This is a genomic window from Oceanicaulis sp., assembly GCF_965249665.1.
GTDB lineage: Bacteria > Pseudomonadota > Alphaproteobacteria > Caulobacterales > Maricaulaceae > Oceanicaulis.
Genome location: NZ_OZ252247.1, coordinates 1,507,221 through 1,524,791 on the forward strand (window position 1 = coordinate 1,507,221; position 17,571 = coordinate 1,524,791).

Consider the following 17,571-nt stretch of genomic DNA (forward strand, 5'->3'; position numbering starts at 1 on the left):
CGGCTCGCGCAGACATTGCGGCGGCGCGGCCCACAAGCTATCAACCACGCTGAACACGCTAGGGGGTGAGTATGTCGCGGGCCGTTCGCAAAGCTGTAATTCCGGTCGCCGGGTTCGGGACGCGTGTCCTGCCCGCCACCAAGGTCATCCCCAAAGAGCTGCTCCCGGTCTATGACCGTCCGGCGCTGCAATATGTGGTCGATGAAGCCATCGCAGCCGGGATCGAGCATTTCATCTTCATCACCGGGCGCAACAAGGGCGCGATCGAAGACTATTTCGATCACGCCTTTGAGCTGGAAACGGCGCTGGCGCAGAAGAACAAGACCGCGCTTCTGGACACCCTCAACGCGCTGCGCCCGGAAGCCGGCGCGTGCAGTTTTGTCCGTCAGCAAGCCCCCAAAGGCCTTGGACACGCCATCTGGTGCGCCCGCGATCTGGTGGGTGAGGATCCGTTCGCAGTGATGCTGCCCGACATGATCATGGATGGCGGCGTTCCGTGCCTGAAGGGCATGGTCGACGCCTATGCCGAGACAGGCGGCAATATCGTGTCCGTCGAGGCCGTGCCACATGAGGATGTCTCGAAATACGGCGTGATCGAACCGGGCGAGGACAAGGGTGTGCTTCTGGAAATGACCGGGATGGTGGAAAAGCCGCCCGTGGACCAGGCGCCGTCCAATCTGATGCTGTCGGGGCGGTATATCCTCGAGCCGCAGATCATGGATCTGCTGGGCGCTCAGCCGCCGGGTGCGGGCGGTGAGATCCAGCTGACCGATTCCATGGTCACGCTTCTGAAAAGCCGGCCCTTCCACGCCTACAAGTTTGACGGCGTGACCTATGACACCGGCTCGCCCCAGGGCTATCTCGAAGCGTTTGCGGCGATGGCGCTGAAGGCGGACGAAACCGCCAGCACTGCGTTGCTGTCAGGTCTTCTGAAGGGTGAACGGCGGGTTTAACCCGCCGCCTGCCGGATCGCCTCGGCCAGGTCTTCCGCCACCGAATTGACCAGCTGGTCGTCATCGCCCTGGGTCATCACCCGGATCAGCGGCTCGGTGCCTGATTTTCGCAAGACCAGTCGACCCTGATTGCCCAGCCGGGCTTCGGCATCGGCCTGGGCTTTTTGCACGCTCTCCAGCTCCAGCGGCGAAGCCCCTTGATAGCGCACATTGATCAGGATTTGAGGCGCGGGTTCGAACAGATGGCAGATCTCGCTGGCCGGCTTCTGGGCGCGCACGCAGCTCGCCAGAACCTGAAGCGCGGCGATCAGCCCGTCGCCGGTGGTGGCGTGATCGAGCAGGACCACATGGCCGGACTGCTCGCCGCCCACATTATAGCCGCCGCTGCGCATGGCTTCGACCACATGGCGGTCGCCGACCTGGGTTCTGATGAGCTTGAGGTTTTCTGACGTCAGGTAACGCTCCAGCCCGAAATTGCTCATAACGGTGGTCACCACGCCGTCGCCGCGCAGCTGGCCGGTGTCGTACTGGTCCTTGCCAATGCGCGCGATGATCTGGTCGCCGTCGATCAGGTGGCCTTTCTCGTCACACAAAATGGCGCGGTCGGCGTCGCCATCCAGGGCTATGCCGATATCCGCGCCCAGCTCGCGTACGGCGCTAATCATCGCTTCTGGCGCCGTGGAGCCGCATGCGCGATTGATATTGGTGCCGTTGGGCGAGACCCCGATAGGGTGAACATCCGCCCCCAGCTCCCACAAGGCGATGGGCGCAGTCTTGTAGCCGCCGCCATTGGCGCAATCGACCACCACCTTGATGCCGGACAGGGAGAGTTCGCGCGGGAAGCTGGCCTTGGCGCCTTCGATGTAGCGGCCATAGGCGTCTTTATAGTGATCGAGCTTGCCGATCTTTTCACCGTCCACGGACGACGCATCCGGGTCCTGTTCGATCAGGCGTTCGATCTCCAGCTCGCTATCGTCCGCCAGTTTGAACCCGTCCGGGCCGAACAGCTTGATGCCGTTATCGGTGTAGGGGTTGTGAGATGCAGTGATCATGATGCCCAGATCGGCGCGCATGGAGCGGGTCAGCATGCCGATGGCGGGGGTGGGGCAGGGGCCGATCAGGCGCACATCCATACCGGCCGCAGTCAGCCCGCCCACCATGGCGTGTTCGATCATATAGCCCGACAATCGGGTATCCTTGCCGATCACGACCATGTGGCGACGCTCGCCCTGGCGGACGAACGAGCCGATGGCCCGGCCCAGCTTCAACGCGACTTCGGGGGTCATGGGCGGCTGGTTCGCCCGACCGCGAATGCCGTCAGTGCCAAAATACTGTTTCATGGGCTCGATCCCCGTGCTGGCTACGGTTCTGAGTTGGTAGGCTGAACGCCGATCAGATGCAATCGTGCGGCCTTGGGTGCGTCTGGTGAAATAAAACGACAGGCTTCGTGACTTTTCTCCAAACTCCGAAGCCAATAAGAGCGTGACGTCATCTTATTCGCTCTGCGTCAGGAATCCGCGCCATGCTGCCTTTCATCGATCTCGCCACTCAGCGCGCCCGCCTTCAGCCCAGGCTCGATCAGGCCATCGCTAAGGTGATTGAGGAGGGGCGCTATATTTTCGGACCCGAAGTCACCGAACTCGAGGAGCGCCTGGCGCAGTTCGGCGCGGCCAAACATGCTCTGACCTGCGCCAATGGCACCGATGCGCTGGCGCTGCCGCTGATGGCCTGGCAGGTGGGTGAGACAGACGCGATCTTCGTGCCGAGCTTCACCTTCGCCTCGACGGCTGAAATGCCGGCCCATCTGGGCGCGCATCCGGTGTTTGTGGACATCGACCCTGACACCTATTGCATGGACCCTGCGCATCTGGAGCAAGCGGTCGCCTGGGCGAAGGCGGAAGGGCTGAACCCGCATACGGTGATCGCCGTGGATCTGTTTGGCCAGCCTGCAGACTATCCGGCGATCGCCAAGATCTGCAAGGCCAATGGCATGAAGCTGATCGCGGACAGCGCCCAGGGGTATGGCTGCACTCTGAACGGTCAGCACCCGGCTGAATGGGCGGATGTGACCACTGTCAGCTTTTATCCCGCCAAGCCACTGGGCTGTTACGGCGATGGCGGCGCGGTACTGACCCAGGATGACGAGCTGCAGCATCTGATGAAGTCGCTGCGCAATCATGGCGAGGCGGACGAGCGCTATTATTACGCCCGCATTGGTCTCAATTCCCGTCTGGATACGATCCAGGCGGCGGTCCTGCTTCTCAAGCTCGAAATATTCGCAGACGAAATAAAGGCTCGGAATGTGGCGGCCGGTGCGTACGCCAAGGGCTTTGGTGATGTGGTGAAAGCGCCCAAGGTCATTGAAGGCGGCGTCTCCACATGGGCGCAATACACGATCGAAGTTGAGGATCGCGATGCGTTCCGCGCCAAGCTGGCCGAGCGTCAGGTGCCGACCGCGGTCTATTATCCGGTGCCACTGCACCTGCAAGATTGCTACGCCGCGTTCAAACAGATGCCGGGCCGGCTGCCGATCACCGAAGCGGCCGCAGGCCGCGTCGTGTCGCTGCCCATGGACGCGTACTTGGAAGGCGAGCGGCTTGAACAGGTGATCGCAGCCGTGCGGGCCTCCGTCTAGGTCGGCGTGCGCGGCCGGGATGCTGCGCTGCATTGAAACATTAGTGATTCAAGCGGGCGGCCCCTAAGGGTCGCCCGTTTCATATGCGTCACAAGCGTCCAGAATTATGGTGCGCTGCACACAAGGTTTGATTTGACCGGTTTCTAGACTTTGCAAAAGTTCATAAACTGACTACCACACCTGCTGATCTTCTCCTGACCAAGGGACGTCGATATGACCGACATCCAGTCGCGTATTCGGGCTTATGCGCAGCGCTTTAACGCGAGCTCCGCCGAGCCGAGACGACGGCTTTCGCCGCATCTTCAAGCGCTGGAAGCGGAAGCCATTCATATCATGCGCGAAGTGGCGGCCGAGTTTGAGCGCCCGGTCATGCTCTATTCAATCGGCAAAGACTCCACGGTCATGCTGCATCTGGCGATGAAGGCGTTTTTTCCGTCCAAGCCGCCTTTCCCGTTCCTGCACATCGACTCTCTGTGGGAATTTCAGGCCATGGGCGCCTTTCGCGACACGCTGAGCGAAGCGCTGGGGCTCGACATGATCGTCTGGGTGAATGAGGAAGGCCGCAAGCAGGCGATCAATCCGTTCACTGACGGCTCGGCGCTTCACACCCAGGTCATGCGCACGGAAGGCCTCCTGCAGGCGCTCAATGACGGCCGGTATGACGCAGCTTTTGGCGGCGGGCGCCGCGATGAAGAGAAATCCCGCGCCAAGGAGCGTGTCTTTTCCTTCCGCAACGCCTCCCATGCCTGGGACCCGCGCAATCAGCGCCCTGAGCTGTGGCGCACCTATAACACCCGAATCCGCAAGGGTGAGAGCATTCGCGTCTTCCCGCTGTCCAACTGGACCGAAGTGGATATCTGGCAGTACATCCTGGAAGAAGACATCCCGATCGTGCCGCTTTACTTCGCAGGCGAACGACCTGTGGTGGAGCGGGACGGCACGCTGATCATGGTCGATGACGACCGGATGGATTTGCAGGCGGGTGAGACGCCGCAGATGCGCAAGATCCGGTTCCGCACGCTGGGCTGCTACCCGCTGACAGGGGCTGTGGAGAGTGAGGCGGAAACGCTGGACGACATCGTACTGGAGATGCTGACCGCGCGGACGTCTGAACGCGCCGGCCGCCTGATCGACTTTGACGAGGCGGGCTCGATGGAGAAGAAAAAGCGTGAGGGGTATTTCTAAGATGGCTGATGATGCGATCCGCACGGAAGTCACAGACCGCCTCACGCGGGCCGGTGAGAACGGCGTCCTGCGGGTTATTACCTGCGGCTCTGTCGATGACGGTAAGTCAACCCTGATCGGCCGTTTGCTGTTTGATTCCAAGCTGCTCTTTGAAGATCAGATCAAAATTCTCGAGCGCGACTCCCGCAAGCACGGCACAGCGGGCGAGGAGATTGATTTCGCGCTGTTGCTGGATGGTCTGGAAGCCGAGCGCGAGCAGGGCATCACGATCGATGTGGCCTATCGCTTCTTCAACACCGAAAAGCGCAAATTCATCGTCGCGGACACGCCCGGCCATGAACAATATACGCGCAATATGGCGACCGGCGCCTCGACGGCTGACCTCGCCATCATTCTGGTGGATGCGCGCAAGGGCGTGCTGACCCAGACCAAACGTCATACCTATATCGCCAACATGATGGGCATTCGCCACGCCGTGGTGGCGGTGAACAAGATGGATCTGGTGGATCATTCGCGCGCGCGCTTCCATGAGATCGTGTCTGAGTATCTGACCATCGCCGAAGACCTGGGGTTCGCGTCGATCACGCCGATCCCGATTTCGGCGCGCTATGGCGACAATATCTTTGCGCGCTCTGATGCCATGAAATGGCATGACGGCCCGACCTTGATGGAGCATCTGGAGCGGGTGGACACCAATGTGGACAAGGAAGCGGCCTATGCGTTCCGCTTTCCGGTGCAATGGGTGAACCGTCCCAATCTGGATTTCCGCGGCTTTTCCGGCACGGTTGCGTCCGGTGAGGTGTCCCCGGGCGATGACGTGGTGGTCGCGCATTCCGGTAAAAGCGCCCAGATCGCACGCGTTGTAACCGCTGACGGCGATCGCGACAGCGCGACGGCGGGTGAAGCGGTGACCCTGGTTCTGGATCGCGAGATCGATATCGCGCGCGGCGACATGTTGACCGATCCGCAGCAGCGCCCCGAGGTGTCAGATCAGTTCGCAGCCGAAATACTTTGGATGACCGATGAAGAGATGCTGCCAGGGCGGTCTTATCTTCTGAAGGCGGGAGGGCAGATCGTCCCGGCGTCTGTGACGACGCTCAAGCACAAGCTCAACGTCAACAGTTTCGAAAAAGAGCCGGGCAAATCGCTCAAGCTCAACGAGATCGGCGTTTGCACCTTGTCGACCTCACGCCCCATCGCGTTTGATCCCTATACCGATCAACGTGAAACAGGGTCCTTCATCCTGATCGACCGCTTCACCAACCAGACGGTGGGCGCGGGAATGATCGAGTTCTCCTTGCGCCGGGCGAGCAATATTCACACCCACGCCATGGATGTGAACAAGGATCGTCGCGCCGGCATGAAGGGGCAGAAGCCCGCCGTCTTGTGGTTCACCGGGCTTTCCGGCGCTGGCAAGTCCACGATCGCGAACCTTGTCGAGCGCAAGCTGGCGGAAGCGGGACGTCATACCTATTCGCTGGACGGCGACAATGTGCGTCATGGCCTGAACAAGGATCTCGGCTTCACCGATGTGGACCGGGTGGAAAACATTCGCCGCATCGGTGAAGTGGCCAAGCTCTTTGTCGACGCAGGCCTGATTGTAACCTGTTCGTTCATCTCGCCCTTCCGATCCGAGCGTCAGATGGTGCGCGAGCAGGTTGAGGCGGGGGAGTTTGTTGAAATCTTTGTCGATGCGCCGCTTGAAGTGTGCATCGAGCGCGATCCCAAAGGGCTCTACAAAAAGGCTCAGGCGGGCGAGATCAAGAACTTCACCGGTTTTGACAGCCCGTATGAAGCGCCTGAGCACGCCGAAATACACCTCAAGACGGATGATCTGTCGGCTGAAGACGCGGCCGAGCGCGTGATCGAAGAGCTGATCGCTCGCGGCTTTATCGGCTAGGCCGATTTACCCTGTCTGGATGTCTGCCGCCTGGCTTAGCGTGGCGGCTGACCCCAGGCGACAAACGCGCCGTTCTTGTAGCCGTCTGCGGTCTTGCCATAGCGGAAAGGTGCGCCGTCGGGCTCTGTCACCGCGCCGCCGGCGGCGCTCAGCACCGCATGGCCCGCAGCCGTGTCCCATTCCATGGTGGGGCCAAAGCGCGGATAAAGATCCGCCGCGCCCTCGGCGAGCTTGCAAAACTTCAGCGATGACCCGGCCGAGATCGCTTCGACCACGCCCCGGGCTTCAGCGAAGGCTTTGGTCTGCTCGTCCGCGTGAGAGCGGCTCATGACAGCCGTCATGCCAGCATCGGGCGTGGGACGGGTTTGGGCTGCGGACAGCCGAGCCTCGTCCAGGGTTTCGCCCGGTTCGAACCGGCCCGTAAAGGCGGTCTCGCCCCCGAGATAAAGCTGCTTGAGAGCCGGAGCATACACCGCGCCTGCCACGGGCGCGCCGTTCCGGATCAAGGCGATGTTGAGGGTGAACTCGCCGCGCTTGGCGATGAATTCCTTGGTGCCGTCCACAGGGTCCACCAGCAGGAACTCATCGCTGACGGAGGGGCGGACGCCCGCCTCAAAGCTCTCTTCGGCCAGAACCGGCGTGTCGGGCAAAAGCTTCGCCAGTGCGTCCAGAATGATCACTTCAGCGCGCTTGTCGGCTTCGGTGACCGGAGATTTGTCAGCTTTTTGCTCGGGCGTGAAGTCGCTTTCATAGACCTCCATCACCGGGATGGCGGCCTCAAGACAGATCTGACCGAAAGACCGTGCGAGAGCGTTGAGGGACATGGCCAGATCCTTTGTCTGATACGGCTTAGCGACGTTCCGCCTTGAGCAGGTTCTTCAGGTATGCACCATAGGCGTTGGGGATGGCGTTCGCGGTCTTCTTGAGCTGCTCGTCAGTGATGAAGCCATTGCGCCAGGCGATCTCTTCTGGGCAAGCAATCTTCAGGCCCTGGCGTTTTTCGATGGCGCGGACATATTCCGTCGCCTCCACCATGCCTTCCACCGTCCCGGTGTCCAGCCAGGCGACGCCGCGCGACAAGAGCTGAACCTTCAGCTGGCCGCGGTCCATATAGGCTTCATTGACGGAAGTGATCTCAAGCTCGCCGCGCGCCGACGGTGTGATCGATTTGGCGATCTCGACAACGCTGGAATCATAGAAATAAAGCCCGGTCACCGCCCAATTGCTGCGCGGTTTTTTCGGCTTTTCCACCAGGCTGACGGCGCGACCCTCATCATCAAGTTCGACCACGCCGAAAGCGGTCGGGTCGGCCACATGATAGGCGAAAACCAGCGCGCCCTCGTCAAACTCACCGGCCGTGCGCAAGCCTTCAACAAGCCCTGCGCCATGGAAGAGATTATCGCCCAGGATCAGGGCGACATTGTCGTCGCCGATGAAGTCCTCACCGATCAGAAAGGCTTCGGCCAGGCCGCGCGGCTCGTCCTGCTCAGCGTACTGGATGGTCACGCCATACCGGGAGCCATCCCCGAGCAAGAGCTCATAAGACGACCGTGCCTCAGGCGTAGTGATGATCAAGATCTCGCGAATGCCGGCGAGAAGGAGCGTCGAAAACGGATAGAAGATCAGTGGCTTGTCATAAATTGGCAGGAGCTGCTTTGAGACGGCCAATGTAATCGGGCGCAAGCGGCTGCCCAACCCGCCAGCCAGAATAATACCCTTTGTTGTTTTCGACATGACGCATGCTCACTCAACCTATGCGCTGCTCATAGCGCTGAGCGATCACTTCAGGCAAGCCCGCGCGCCAGTCTCCCGCGTCGATTCCGGCCGCGTCCAGCAAGGCTTGGGCGTTCAGTCGCGTATCTTTCGGGCGTTCTGCAGCTTGCGGGAAGGCGCTTGAATCCACCGCCTCTATCACCGGGTCGGTGCGAAGGTGAGGCCGCGCCAGGTCCGCGGCGGCGCACGCGAAATCATACCAGCTGGCATAGTCGCCGCCCTTGTAATGAAAGACGCCGCTCGGCCGCTGCGTCTGTGCCGCGAGGGTCAGCAGCGCCTGCGCCAGATCCGGCGCCCAGCTGGGCGTGCTGATCTGGTCGTTAACGACCTTGAGCGGTTGCCCTTGATCGAGCCGGTTCAGGATCGCGTTGAGAAAGCTGCCGCCGCGCGCGTCGAAGATCCAGGCGGCGCGCAGGATCAGCGCGGTGTCGCACACATCGAAGATGGCTTGCTCGCCCTCATGCTTGGTGCGCGCATAGACATTGAGCGGGTTGGTCGGGGCCGTCTCGGCATAGGGAGCCTGACCGGGCGCCCCATCAAACACATAGTCCGTGGAGACATGAAGAAAGCCGACGCCGCGCGCCTTGCAGGCCGCGGCCAGACGCGCGGGGCCCACGCAATTGAGCGCGCGGGCGGCCAGCTCGTCATTTTCCGCACCGTTCACATCGGTATAGGCGGCGGCGTTGATGACGATGCGGGGGCGGTGATGGTCCAGCAAAGCGTCGGGATCATGCTGGGACAGATCAAACTGATCCCGCCCGCAAGCGGTCACGGCGTCGCTTTGCGCCGCCAATGCGCGCGCCAATTGTCCCGTGCGCCCGATCACCAGGATCGGAGCGTTGGAATCCCTCTGGTCCGGAGTCATGCGCTCAGACCCAGCCGTTCACCCTGATAGCTCTTGTCAAGGATGGGCCGCCACCAGCCTTCATGCGCCAGATACCAGTCTAGGGTTGCGGCGAGGCCGTCTTCAAAGCTGACCGACGGGCTCCAGCCGAGCTTGGCCTTGATGGTGCTCGCGTCAATGGCGTAGCGCTGGTCATGACCAGGGCGATCAGTGACGAACTGGATCTGTGCGGCGCGCTCTGAGTCTGTGGGGCGCACCACGTCCAGCCGGTCGCAAATGGCCTGAACCACCTGAAGATTGGTGCGCTCGGCGTCGCCGCCAATGCAATAGGTCTGCCCCGCTTGGCCCTGGCTGACCACCAGCTCCAGCGCTCGGGCATGATCATCCACATAGAGCCAGTCGCGCACATTCGAGCCGTCGCCATAAACCGGCAGGGCCTCGCCCGACAGTGCTTTCAGGATCATCAGCGGGATCAGTTTTTCGGGAAACTGGCGCGGTCCGTAATTATTCGAGCAGTTCGACACCCGCACATCCAGCCCATAGGTGCGGCCCCAGGCGCGCGCCAGATGATCGGACGCCGCCTTGGACGCCGAATAGGGCGAGGAGGGATCATAGGCCGTGGTTTCAGAGAATTTGCCGTCATCTCCCAGTGAGCCGAACACTTCATCGGTGGAGACATGCAAAAAGCAGAATCGGTCCGCCGCCGCGCCGCGTTTGTCGCGATAGGCGCGCGCAGCTTCGAGCAGCGTGAACGTGCCCAAAACATTCGTATCCACGAAATCCTTCGCGCCAGTGATCGAGCGGTCCACATGACTTTCCGCCGCCAAATGCATGACGGCGTCTGGCTCAAACCGGTCAAACGCCTGGGCGACGGCCTCGGCATTGCGAATGTCGGCGTGCAGGAAGGTGTATCGGGGATGATCCTCGAGGTCCGCCAGCGAGGCGGGCGAGGCGGCGTAGGTCAGCGCATCGAGATTGAGCACGTCCCATCCGGTCTCCAGCACCAGACGCCGCACCAGCGCCGAGCCGATAAAGCCCGATCCGCCTGTCACCAAGACTCGCATTGCTAGGCTCCCTCCCACCCCGCCGGGAAAAGCGGGGCCACGTCTTTCAGGCGCGGGGCGGCGGCGTCTTTATCCGATAAAACCGGATCGTCCACCCCCCAGTCGACGCCCAGATCGGGATCATTGTACGCCACCGATCCATCGTGCTCTTTGGAGTAATAGTCGGTCACCTTATAGGCAACCCGGGTGTTGTCCGTCAGCGTCACAAAGCCATGTAGAAAGCCGGGCGGAACCCAGAGCTGCTGGCCGTTCTCTTCGCTCAGTTCCACCGCCGCCCACTGGCCGTAGGAGGGCGAGCCGTCACGTATGTCCACGACCACATCGCGGATCGCGCCGGTCAGAACGCCCACCAGCTTGCCCTGGGCGTGGGGCGGGGATTGATAGTGCAAGCCGCGCAAGGTGCCCCTGTTCGCGGAGAAAGACAGGTTGTCTTGCACGAAGCGGACGTCAAAGCCGGCGTCCGCCAGGCGGCGCTGATTATAGCGTTCGCTGAACCAGCCGCGCGAATCGCCAAAGCGCGCAGGCGTGATGACGAACGGGGCGTCTGACGGTGAGTCAAATCGGGGTTTGAACGGCGACAAGGAAGAGAAGGACATAAAAGCTCTGGCGCTGGGACACGAGGTGTTGGACCTACAGTAACAGAGCGCGTCTGCAAACCCGTCGACACGCCTCTCGGCGATTGCGCAGCGTGCTAGCGGCTCGTTAACCTTACGCGGTCTATCTCCTTCCTGGCATTGATCGCTGTTTGCGGTGCGGAGAAGGCGTGCGTTGCGCGAATGTGACACACGCTCCGTCGAACGCGTAAGCTGTGATCATGTACGCGGAGCGGGCGAATAAACGGTTGACACCACAGCCGCCTCTCGCCTTTACTCCGCTTCGTTCGGCGCCTCGCTTGAGGGGGGCGTGAAACCGTGTTCTCTGCAGGAGCACGACAAATTCATGTTTGGCCCCATGGCGCTGAACAGCCATGGCTAAAATCAATTGGGGGATTCCCAGATGTAACTGACTAAACTTCTCACTGGCGCCGCTGTCGCTGCTCTGCTTACCGGCGCAGCTTCCGCTCAGGTTGTCACCGAGCTGCGTATCGACGAAAACGTCGGCGCTGGTACGACCATCCCTGCCACCGGCATCACGCTGGCTTCCGAATACGACGCCACCAAAGCCGCCAACCAGCAGGTCGAATTCACGATCGTTCCGCGTAACGCCACCAATACGGCTGACCTGGACGCTGGCTTCGCAGCTTATGCAGGTACCTCTGTCGACATTACCGTTAGCGTTTCCGGCGGTATCTTCCCGACGGCTCTGGTCGCTGCAAACCACCCTGCAACCGGCACCGGCGGCGCTTGCGCACCGACCCTGGTTTCTGGCGGTCTCGCCGGCGAGTCCTCCGCTGTGTTCCGCATCGCTGACCTTGCTGCTTGTGATGACGACGGCACCACCGCCGGCTTTGGCGACACCGACTCTGACGAAGCTGCTCTCGGCTTCCTGCTGCCGATCGATCTGACCGGCTCCACGGCGAACGTGTCCTACACCATGGCCACCACCGCGACTGGCGCTGCAGTGTCTTCTGACGCCTTCAACCGTGCAGCCGTTGACCCGGTTCTCGTTGCTGGCACTCAAGCTCTGACCTCCCTGGTCATTGGCACCCCGGGCTTCGCTGTGACCGTTGCTGGTTCTGACCGTGAAGCACAGCTGTCCACCACTGGCGTGTCTTACAACGCTCTGGATGCTGGCGGCGTGATCGGCACCCTGACCTTCGCCAACGAAACTGTTGGTGGCGGCGCTCTGGTTTCTGTCGGCGGCGCAGCTGCCAACTGGGACCTGGCTGCTCAGGTTGACGAAATCACCGTGGTTGTGACTCTGGATGACGCGACCGGCTTTGAGTCTGTGACTCTGAACGGCACCGGCACTAACGACACCACTGTTGCTCTGACGGGCAACTCGGCGACCTTCACGCTGACCGACACCGCTTCCACCGGTCTGGACACCACCGAAGTCAAAACTGCTCCGGTTTCTGTTGTCCTGAACGAAGACAGCGATGACACCACCCTGATCAACGAAGGCAACTTCTCGATCGCAGTCAGCACCGGTGCTGCTACTGGCACCGATCTGACCATCGGCGGTGGCTCTGACGTTGAGCAGATCACTCGCGAAGGTGAATCATCTGCAACGTTCGAGTGGGTTGGTGATGCGACGGCTTCCACCTCCAACGTGTTCCGTTTCACCGGCCTGAGCACCACTCAGCCGCCGGCCATCAGCTTCATCGTCACCAATGCTTCTGCTGACGATTCTCTGAACGACGAATACGCTCTGGGCACCTACACCCCGTCTGCTGGCGGCGAACTGATTGTCACCAACGCTCAGCTGGCTGGCATCATCGGCTCTGACTTCGGTCGTGCTGACATTCGCTTCTTCGTCGAAGGCGCTGTGGACGACATCCGTCGTTTCCACGTGACCGAAGGTGTCATCACCCTCGGCAACGACAACTAATCCTTCTGATCTTCGGATCACTGGATGGGAAAGGGCGGCTTCGGCCGCCCTTTCTTTTTGTCTGGAGGTCAGCTGAGACGGCGCGAATTGACTGAAGGCGGCGGCTGTCTCCAGATGAGAGATGCAGTATGCTTTGCGCTTGAACGCTAGGCTGAGCGGCGTATCGGGGCAGGGGGTTTCATGGACGACAGACGGATTGGCGACATTCTGCTGGAACGCGGCGTGATTACGCCGACCGATGTGGAACGCGCTGCGCGATATCAGGGCGAGATCGGGGCGCTGTTTGGTCAGGCGTTGCTCCGCCTTGGCGCTGTCTCTGAAGACGTGCTGTTGTCCGCCTTGTCGGATCAGCTTGATCTGCCTGTGCTGACGCCCGACCACTTGCCTGACGCGCCCTCCTTGTATCGTCAGGCGGCGGATTCGCTGGGCGTGTCCGTGGACTGGCTTTTGCTGCACGATACCGTGCTCTGGTACGCATCCTCCGAGGGTGAGGCGGCTTCTGGTTCAGAGTTGGACGAGTTTGCCAGCGAGCCGACGGCGGCGGATTTCAGTGACCGCACCCTGATCGTCTTCGCTCGCTCACCCATGGACCCAGCCTTGCATGAAACCCTGTCGCGGCATGCGCAGGGCGAGGTTCAGATTGTACTCGGCCCCAATCGCCTGCTGGACACCGCCCTGGCGGGCCTGCGGTCGGCGGGGCGTGTGCAGTCGCGCGATGACATGGATGACGCGCAGCGCCTGCGCGAGATGGCGGAAGAGGCCCCCGTCATCGATTTTGTGAACGGCGTCTTTGAAGACGCGCTGCAGCGGCGCGCCTCGGATATTCATATCGAGCCATTTGAAAGCCATTTCCAAATCCGCTTCCGCGTGGATGGCGTCCTGCACCAGATGCAGACTTTGCCGCGCGCGCGTTTTGACGCTGTTGCGAGCCGAATCAAGCTGCTCTCAAACATGGATATCGCCGAGCGCCGCCTGCCCCAGGACGGGCGTCAGTCTGTGCGCTTCGCAGGTCAGGATATTGATCTGCGCGTGTCATCACTGCCGGGCGCCTGGGGGGAGAGCCTGGTTTTGCGTCTTCTGCGCAAGCAGCAGGAATTGCCAAGCCTTGAGGGGCTGGGCCTTGAGGGGCACGCCATGAGCGTGTTCCAGCAGCTGATCGCTGAGCCCAACGGTGTGATCCTCGTCACCGGTCCCACGGGCTCGGGCAAGTCCACCACGCTCTATCGCGGGCTGGAGCTGGTGAATGATGGCGAGCGCAAGATCATCACCATTGAAGATCCGGTTGAATACGACATGGCCGGCATCACCCAGGTGCAGGCGCGGTCCGAGATTGGTTACACTTTTGCCAAAGGCTTGCGGGCGATCCTGCGTCAGGACCCCGATGTGATCATGATCGGTGAGATTCGCGATGGTGAAACCGCGTCCATCTCGGCCCAGGCCGCGCTGACCGGTCACCTGGTGCTCTCCACGCTTCACACCAATTCGGCGCTGGCGGCGATCGAGCGACTGGTTGATCTCGGGGTTGAACCCTTCCTCGTATCCTCGGCCTTGCGCGGGCTGATGGGGCAAAGGCTGGTGCGGCGCCTGTGTGAGCACTGCGCCCGTCCGGCAGATGCTGAGGATGTGGCCTTGGGTGAGAAAATGCTGGCCGAAGCGCGCAGCGAAGGCGCTGTTGGTTTGCCAACACATACTCAATGGCGTACGGCGGACGGCTGCCATCATTGCGGCGGGCAAGGCTATACGGGGCGTGTCGCCGTGTTTGAAGCAGCGCGCGTGACACCAGCTTTGCGCGCCGCCATCAATGATCGCGCGGATGCGGCGGGCCTTTTAGCCGCTGCGCGTCAGGACGGGTATCTGACCATGCTGGAAGATGGTTTGATCAAGGCCTCGCAAGGCGTCACCTCGGTTGGTGAGGTTTTGAGGGTTCTGGGCGCCGGGCAGGCGCGTCAACAGGCCAGGGCCTGAGGGAGATCCAGAGATGAGCGCCCATTACAGCCATTATGACGCCCTTGAGAACATGAAGAAGGCCGTGGCGGACGGTCAGCATCGCGCCGTGATCGGCGGTATGTGGGATGAGCTGGGCGCGCTTCAAAAGCGTTTCCTGATATCTCAGGGGCTCCAGCCTCATCACCGTTTTATTGATATGGGCTGCGGCTCCTTGCGGGCTGGCGTGCCGCTGACTGACTATCTTGAGCCTGAGCATTATTACGGTGTGGATATCAGCGCTGATCTGCTGGATGCTGGGTATGAGCACGAAATCATCCCGGCCGGTCTGAACGCCAAACTGCCGCGCGATCATTTGGCCGCGAACGCGGATTTCGACGCGACCGGCTTTGGCGTGACCTTTGACTATGGGATCGCCCAGTCGGTCTTCACGCACATGCCGATTGCGCGCCTGACCGACTGTCTGACCGCTTTGGCGCCGGTGTTCTCTGAAGGCGGTCGGTTTTACGTGACCTTCTTTGAGCGTCCGGCTGAGACGCCCGCCAACGCGCCTGTGCCGCATGAGCCGGGCGGGGTGGTGACCTATCCCGATCGCGATCCCTATGACACGACGATCACAGCGCTGACCGCGGCGACGCCCGCAGGCTGGCGGCTGGACGTGCTGAACCATTGGGATCATCCGCGCGATCAGCGCATGGCCCTGTTCGTCCGCGATGCAGGGCAGGACTGATCATGCCCACTTATGTCTATCGCGGTTTGAATGCAGACGGCGCAGAGGTGGACGGTCGCCTGACGGCGGCAGATGAAGTGGAGGCGCTGCGTCAGCTCGAAGTGCAGCGCATCGCGCCTTTCAAGCTCAACGAAGCGGGTTTGGAGCCGCGCAAATATGACCGCAAGAAGGCCCGACCTCAGGACCGCTTCCGGTTTATGCGGCAATTGTCGGTCTTGCTCAAAGCCGGCACGCCTTTGCTCGACGCGTTTGATTCGCTCAGTGCGGAGGAGCCGTGCAAGGATCTGGCGGAGCAGGCTTTGAGCGTGCGCCGGGATCTGCGCTCCGGCGCGCAGCTCTCACTGGCCATGCGCGACGGGTTCCCGGACCTGCCGGCCTATGCGCCGCGCCTGATTGAGCTGGGCGAAGCGACAGGGCAATTGCCCAAGGCGCTGGCTGATATTTCGTCCCAGATGGAGCATGACCTCAAAGCTGCGTCTGAGATCCGCAATGCGCTGGCTTATCCGGCGTTTCTGGCGGTGGCGGGCGTCTTCGCCATCGTTTTCATCTTCCTGTTTGTGGTGCCGCGCTTCGCAAACCTCTTGGGAGACGACCGTAGTTCGCTACCGGCGCTATCGCGTTGGGTGATCGAAACCGGCGTCTTCATGAGCGAAAACATGGTCCAGACTGGCCTGTTCATCGCAGGGTTGGTGGCGGTTATTTTCGCCTTGTCTCGCAACAAGGGCGTGCGATCCAGCCTGTCTGAGCTCATGCACCGCATGCCGGTTGTCGGCAGCTTCCTGACGGCCTCGGAAGTGGCGCGCTGGGCGCGGGCGTGCGGCACGGCGTTGTCGGGCGGCGCGCCGCTGGTGGACGCTTTGGTGTTGGCGGAATCGGCGGTTAATTCGGCTCGGCGCAAGCAAGGTCTGGCCGAGGCGCGACGCGCCATTCGGTCCGGCGAACCGATCGACGCTGCGCTGAAAACCCATGCCGGGTTTGATTCCATGACCGTCAATCTGGTGCGTACGGGCCGGGCGTCGGCCAGCCTGGACGAGATGCTGCTGTTTGTGGCGGACCTTTATGAAGAGGAATCGCGCAACCGGGCCAAGCGGCTCACCTCTTTGGCGGAGCCGCTCGCCATCTTGTTCATCGCCCTTGTGGTGGGCACCATCGTGATCAGCCTGGTGCTGGCGATGACGAGCATTTACGACATCGCCATCTAGGCGCGCCAGCGCTTCACCGGTTTGCCCGCCAGCCCCAGCTGGTTATCAAGCGCTTCGAGCCGGCGGGGATCGCGCGCGATCGCCGCCCATTGCGCGCCGGGGTGGTGCCAGTTGATCAGTTTCATCACCAGGCCGTTGTCTGCGCACTGCTGGTCGAGCCAGGGTTTGGGATAGGGCACGTTGAACGGATAGGTCCAGTCCGCCTCCGGCAAGGGCGTGTCGTCCTCTCCCAGGATGAAGCTGAACAGGAACAGGCCGTCCTGTTTCAGGCTTTGCGCGGCCGTGCGGATCAGGTTCGCGGTCTGTTTGGGGCCGGAATGGGTGACGATGGATTGCGCCATGATGAAGTCGAAGTCGACGTCAAACACGGTGCAATCAAATGTGTCGTCATTGGAGAAGAGCGGCGCCTTGAGCGTGCGCAGCTGACCGCCGGTTTCATGGGTGAAGCCATCCTGGATCAACCAGTCATGAGGTTCGATCCCGTAATACTTCCCGCGCAGCAGGAAGGGGATCAGGCAGCGTCCCAGACGCAGCGACCCACAGCCGAAATCGAGCACGGTGTCGGTTTCCTCAAGCCCCAGAGCTGTCAGAAGGTTCATCTGCAGCAGGCCCAGCAAGCCATACCGACCGGGCGGCCCGACATAGGCGCGGTAATGATCATCACCGGCTTGAAGCTGGTTGGCGTCTGTTGCGGAAAGATGGCGGGTCATGTTCGGCTCCTCTGGGTTCAAGAGCTATATCAGCGCCTTGCCCGTGCGAAAACCGATCAAACCGCACTTGCGTCTTTCATTGCCCGTTTGGCGGGTGGTATGAGTGTTGAAAGCGGTGAGGGGAGCCGCGTTATGACACTC

Annotated in this window: 15 protein-coding genes; 8 read left to right on the top strand and 7 right to left on the bottom strand. The window is 61.5% G+C overall.

The features are described 5' to 3' along the window. Positions 1-71: 71 nt before the first annotated feature. A complete protein-coding gene (gene galU / locus ACP154_RS07215; RefSeq protein ID WP_107712331.1) occupies positions 72-953 on the top strand; it encodes a UTP--glucose-1-phosphate uridylyltransferase GalU in 882 nt (293 codons plus the stop codon). Here the strand turns inward: galU and glmM are convergent. Then, entirely contained in the window at positions 950-2,293 is a 1,344-nt protein-coding gene (gene glmM, locus ACP154_RS07220; RefSeq protein WP_421860424.1) for a phosphoglucosamine mutase, read from the bottom strand. The genes galU and glmM overlap by 4 nt on opposite strands. 182 nt (positions 2,294-2,475) lie before the next feature. On the opposite strand from glmM, the gene ACP154_RS07225 reads away from it, so the two are divergent. From ACP154_RS07225 to cysN, 3 genes are all read left to right on the top strand, one after another. After that, positions 2,476-3,588, top strand: coding sequence for a DegT/DnrJ/EryC1/StrS family aminotransferase (locus tag ACP154_RS07225; protein WP_421860421.1), 1,113 nt, complete (start codon positions 2,476-2,478; stop codon positions 3,586-3,588). 213 nt (positions 3,589-3,801) lie between these two features. Continuing rightward, positions 3,802-4,773 (top strand): sulfate adenylyltransferase subunit CysD, encoded by a 972-nt coding sequence (gene cysD / locus ACP154_RS07230; RefSeq protein ID WP_133724720.1) that lies wholly within the window; start codon positions 3,802-3,804, stop codon positions 4,771-4,773. A gap of 1 nt (position 4,774) precedes the next feature. After that, positions 4,775-6,673: a sulfate adenylyltransferase subunit CysN gene (gene cysN / locus ACP154_RS07235; protein ID WP_421860419.1), complete on the top strand. Its 1,899-nt coding sequence runs from the start codon at positions 4,775-4,777 to the stop codon at positions 6,671-6,673. Positions 6,674-6,708: 35 nt separating this feature from the next. On the opposite strand, the gene cysQ is transcribed toward cysN, so the two are convergent. The 5 genes from cysQ to rfbC are packed head-to-tail and all read right to left on the bottom strand — an operon-like array spanning position 6,709 to position 10,950. After that, a complete protein-coding gene (gene cysQ / locus ACP154_RS07240; protein WP_107712336.1) occupies positions 6,709-7,497 on the bottom strand; it encodes a 3'(2'),5'-bisphosphate nucleotidase CysQ in 789 nt (262 codons plus the stop codon). A gap of 25 nt (positions 7,498-7,522) precedes the next feature. After that, the gene (rfbA, locus tag ACP154_RS07245) at positions 7,523-8,407 is read right to left on the bottom strand and encodes a glucose-1-phosphate thymidylyltransferase RfbA (protein ID WP_107712337.1); all 885 of its coding nucleotides are present in this window, start codon (positions 8,405-8,407) and stop codon (positions 7,523-7,525) included. 13 nt (positions 8,408-8,420) lie between these two features. Further along, positions 8,421-9,311, bottom strand: coding sequence for a dTDP-4-dehydrorhamnose reductase (rfbD, locus tag ACP154_RS07250; protein ID WP_421860416.1), 891 nt, complete (start codon positions 9,309-9,311; stop codon positions 8,421-8,423). Then, on the bottom strand, positions 9,308-10,354 hold the full coding sequence (gene rfbB, locus ACP154_RS07255) for a dTDP-glucose 4,6-dehydratase (protein WP_421860413.1): 1,047 nt from the start codon (positions 10,352-10,354) through the stop codon (positions 9,308-9,310). The genes rfbD and rfbB overlap by 4 nt, the downstream gene beginning before the upstream one ends. Positions 10,355-10,356: 2 nt before the next feature. Continuing rightward, positions 10,357-10,950 (bottom strand): dTDP-4-dehydrorhamnose 3,5-epimerase, encoded by a 594-nt coding sequence (gene rfbC, locus ACP154_RS07260; protein ID WP_421860411.1) that lies wholly within the window; start codon positions 10,948-10,950, stop codon positions 10,357-10,359. A 796-nt stretch (positions 10,951-11,746) separates the two neighbouring features. Between rfbC and ACP154_RS07265 the strand changes: the two genes are divergently transcribed. The 4 genes from ACP154_RS07265 to ACP154_RS07280 all read left to right on the top strand — a co-directional run bounded on the left by ACP154_RS07265 (position 11,747) and on the right by ACP154_RS07280 (position 16,720). Continuing rightward, on the top strand, positions 11,747-12,844 hold the full coding sequence (locus tag ACP154_RS07265) for a hypothetical protein (protein WP_424993777.1): 1,098 nt from the start codon (positions 11,747-11,749) through the stop codon (positions 12,842-12,844). A 180-nt stretch (positions 12,845-13,024) separates the two neighbouring features. After that, positions 13,025-14,809 (top strand): GspE/PulE family protein, encoded by a 1,785-nt coding sequence (locus ACP154_RS07270; protein ID WP_421860407.1) that lies wholly within the window; start codon positions 13,025-13,027, stop codon positions 14,807-14,809. Between the two features lie 13 nt (positions 14,810-14,822). Beyond that, entirely contained in the window at positions 14,823-15,518 is a 696-nt protein-coding gene (locus ACP154_RS07275; protein ID WP_421860404.1) for a hypothetical protein, read from the top strand. A gap of 2 nt (positions 15,519-15,520) precedes the next feature. Continuing rightward, the gene (locus ACP154_RS07280) at positions 15,521-16,720 is read left to right on the top strand and encodes a type II secretion system F family protein (RefSeq protein WP_107712344.1); all 1,200 of its coding nucleotides are present in this window, start codon (positions 15,521-15,523) and stop codon (positions 16,718-16,720) included. Here ACP154_RS07280 and ACP154_RS07285 read toward each other — a convergent pair. After that, on the bottom strand, positions 16,717-17,430 hold the full coding sequence (locus ACP154_RS07285) for a methyltransferase domain-containing protein (RefSeq protein ID WP_421860401.1): 714 nt from the start codon (positions 17,428-17,430) through the stop codon (positions 16,717-16,719). The two genes, ACP154_RS07280 and ACP154_RS07285, sit on opposite strands and share 4 nt — an antisense overlap. Positions 17,431-17,571 lie beyond the last annotated feature (141 nt).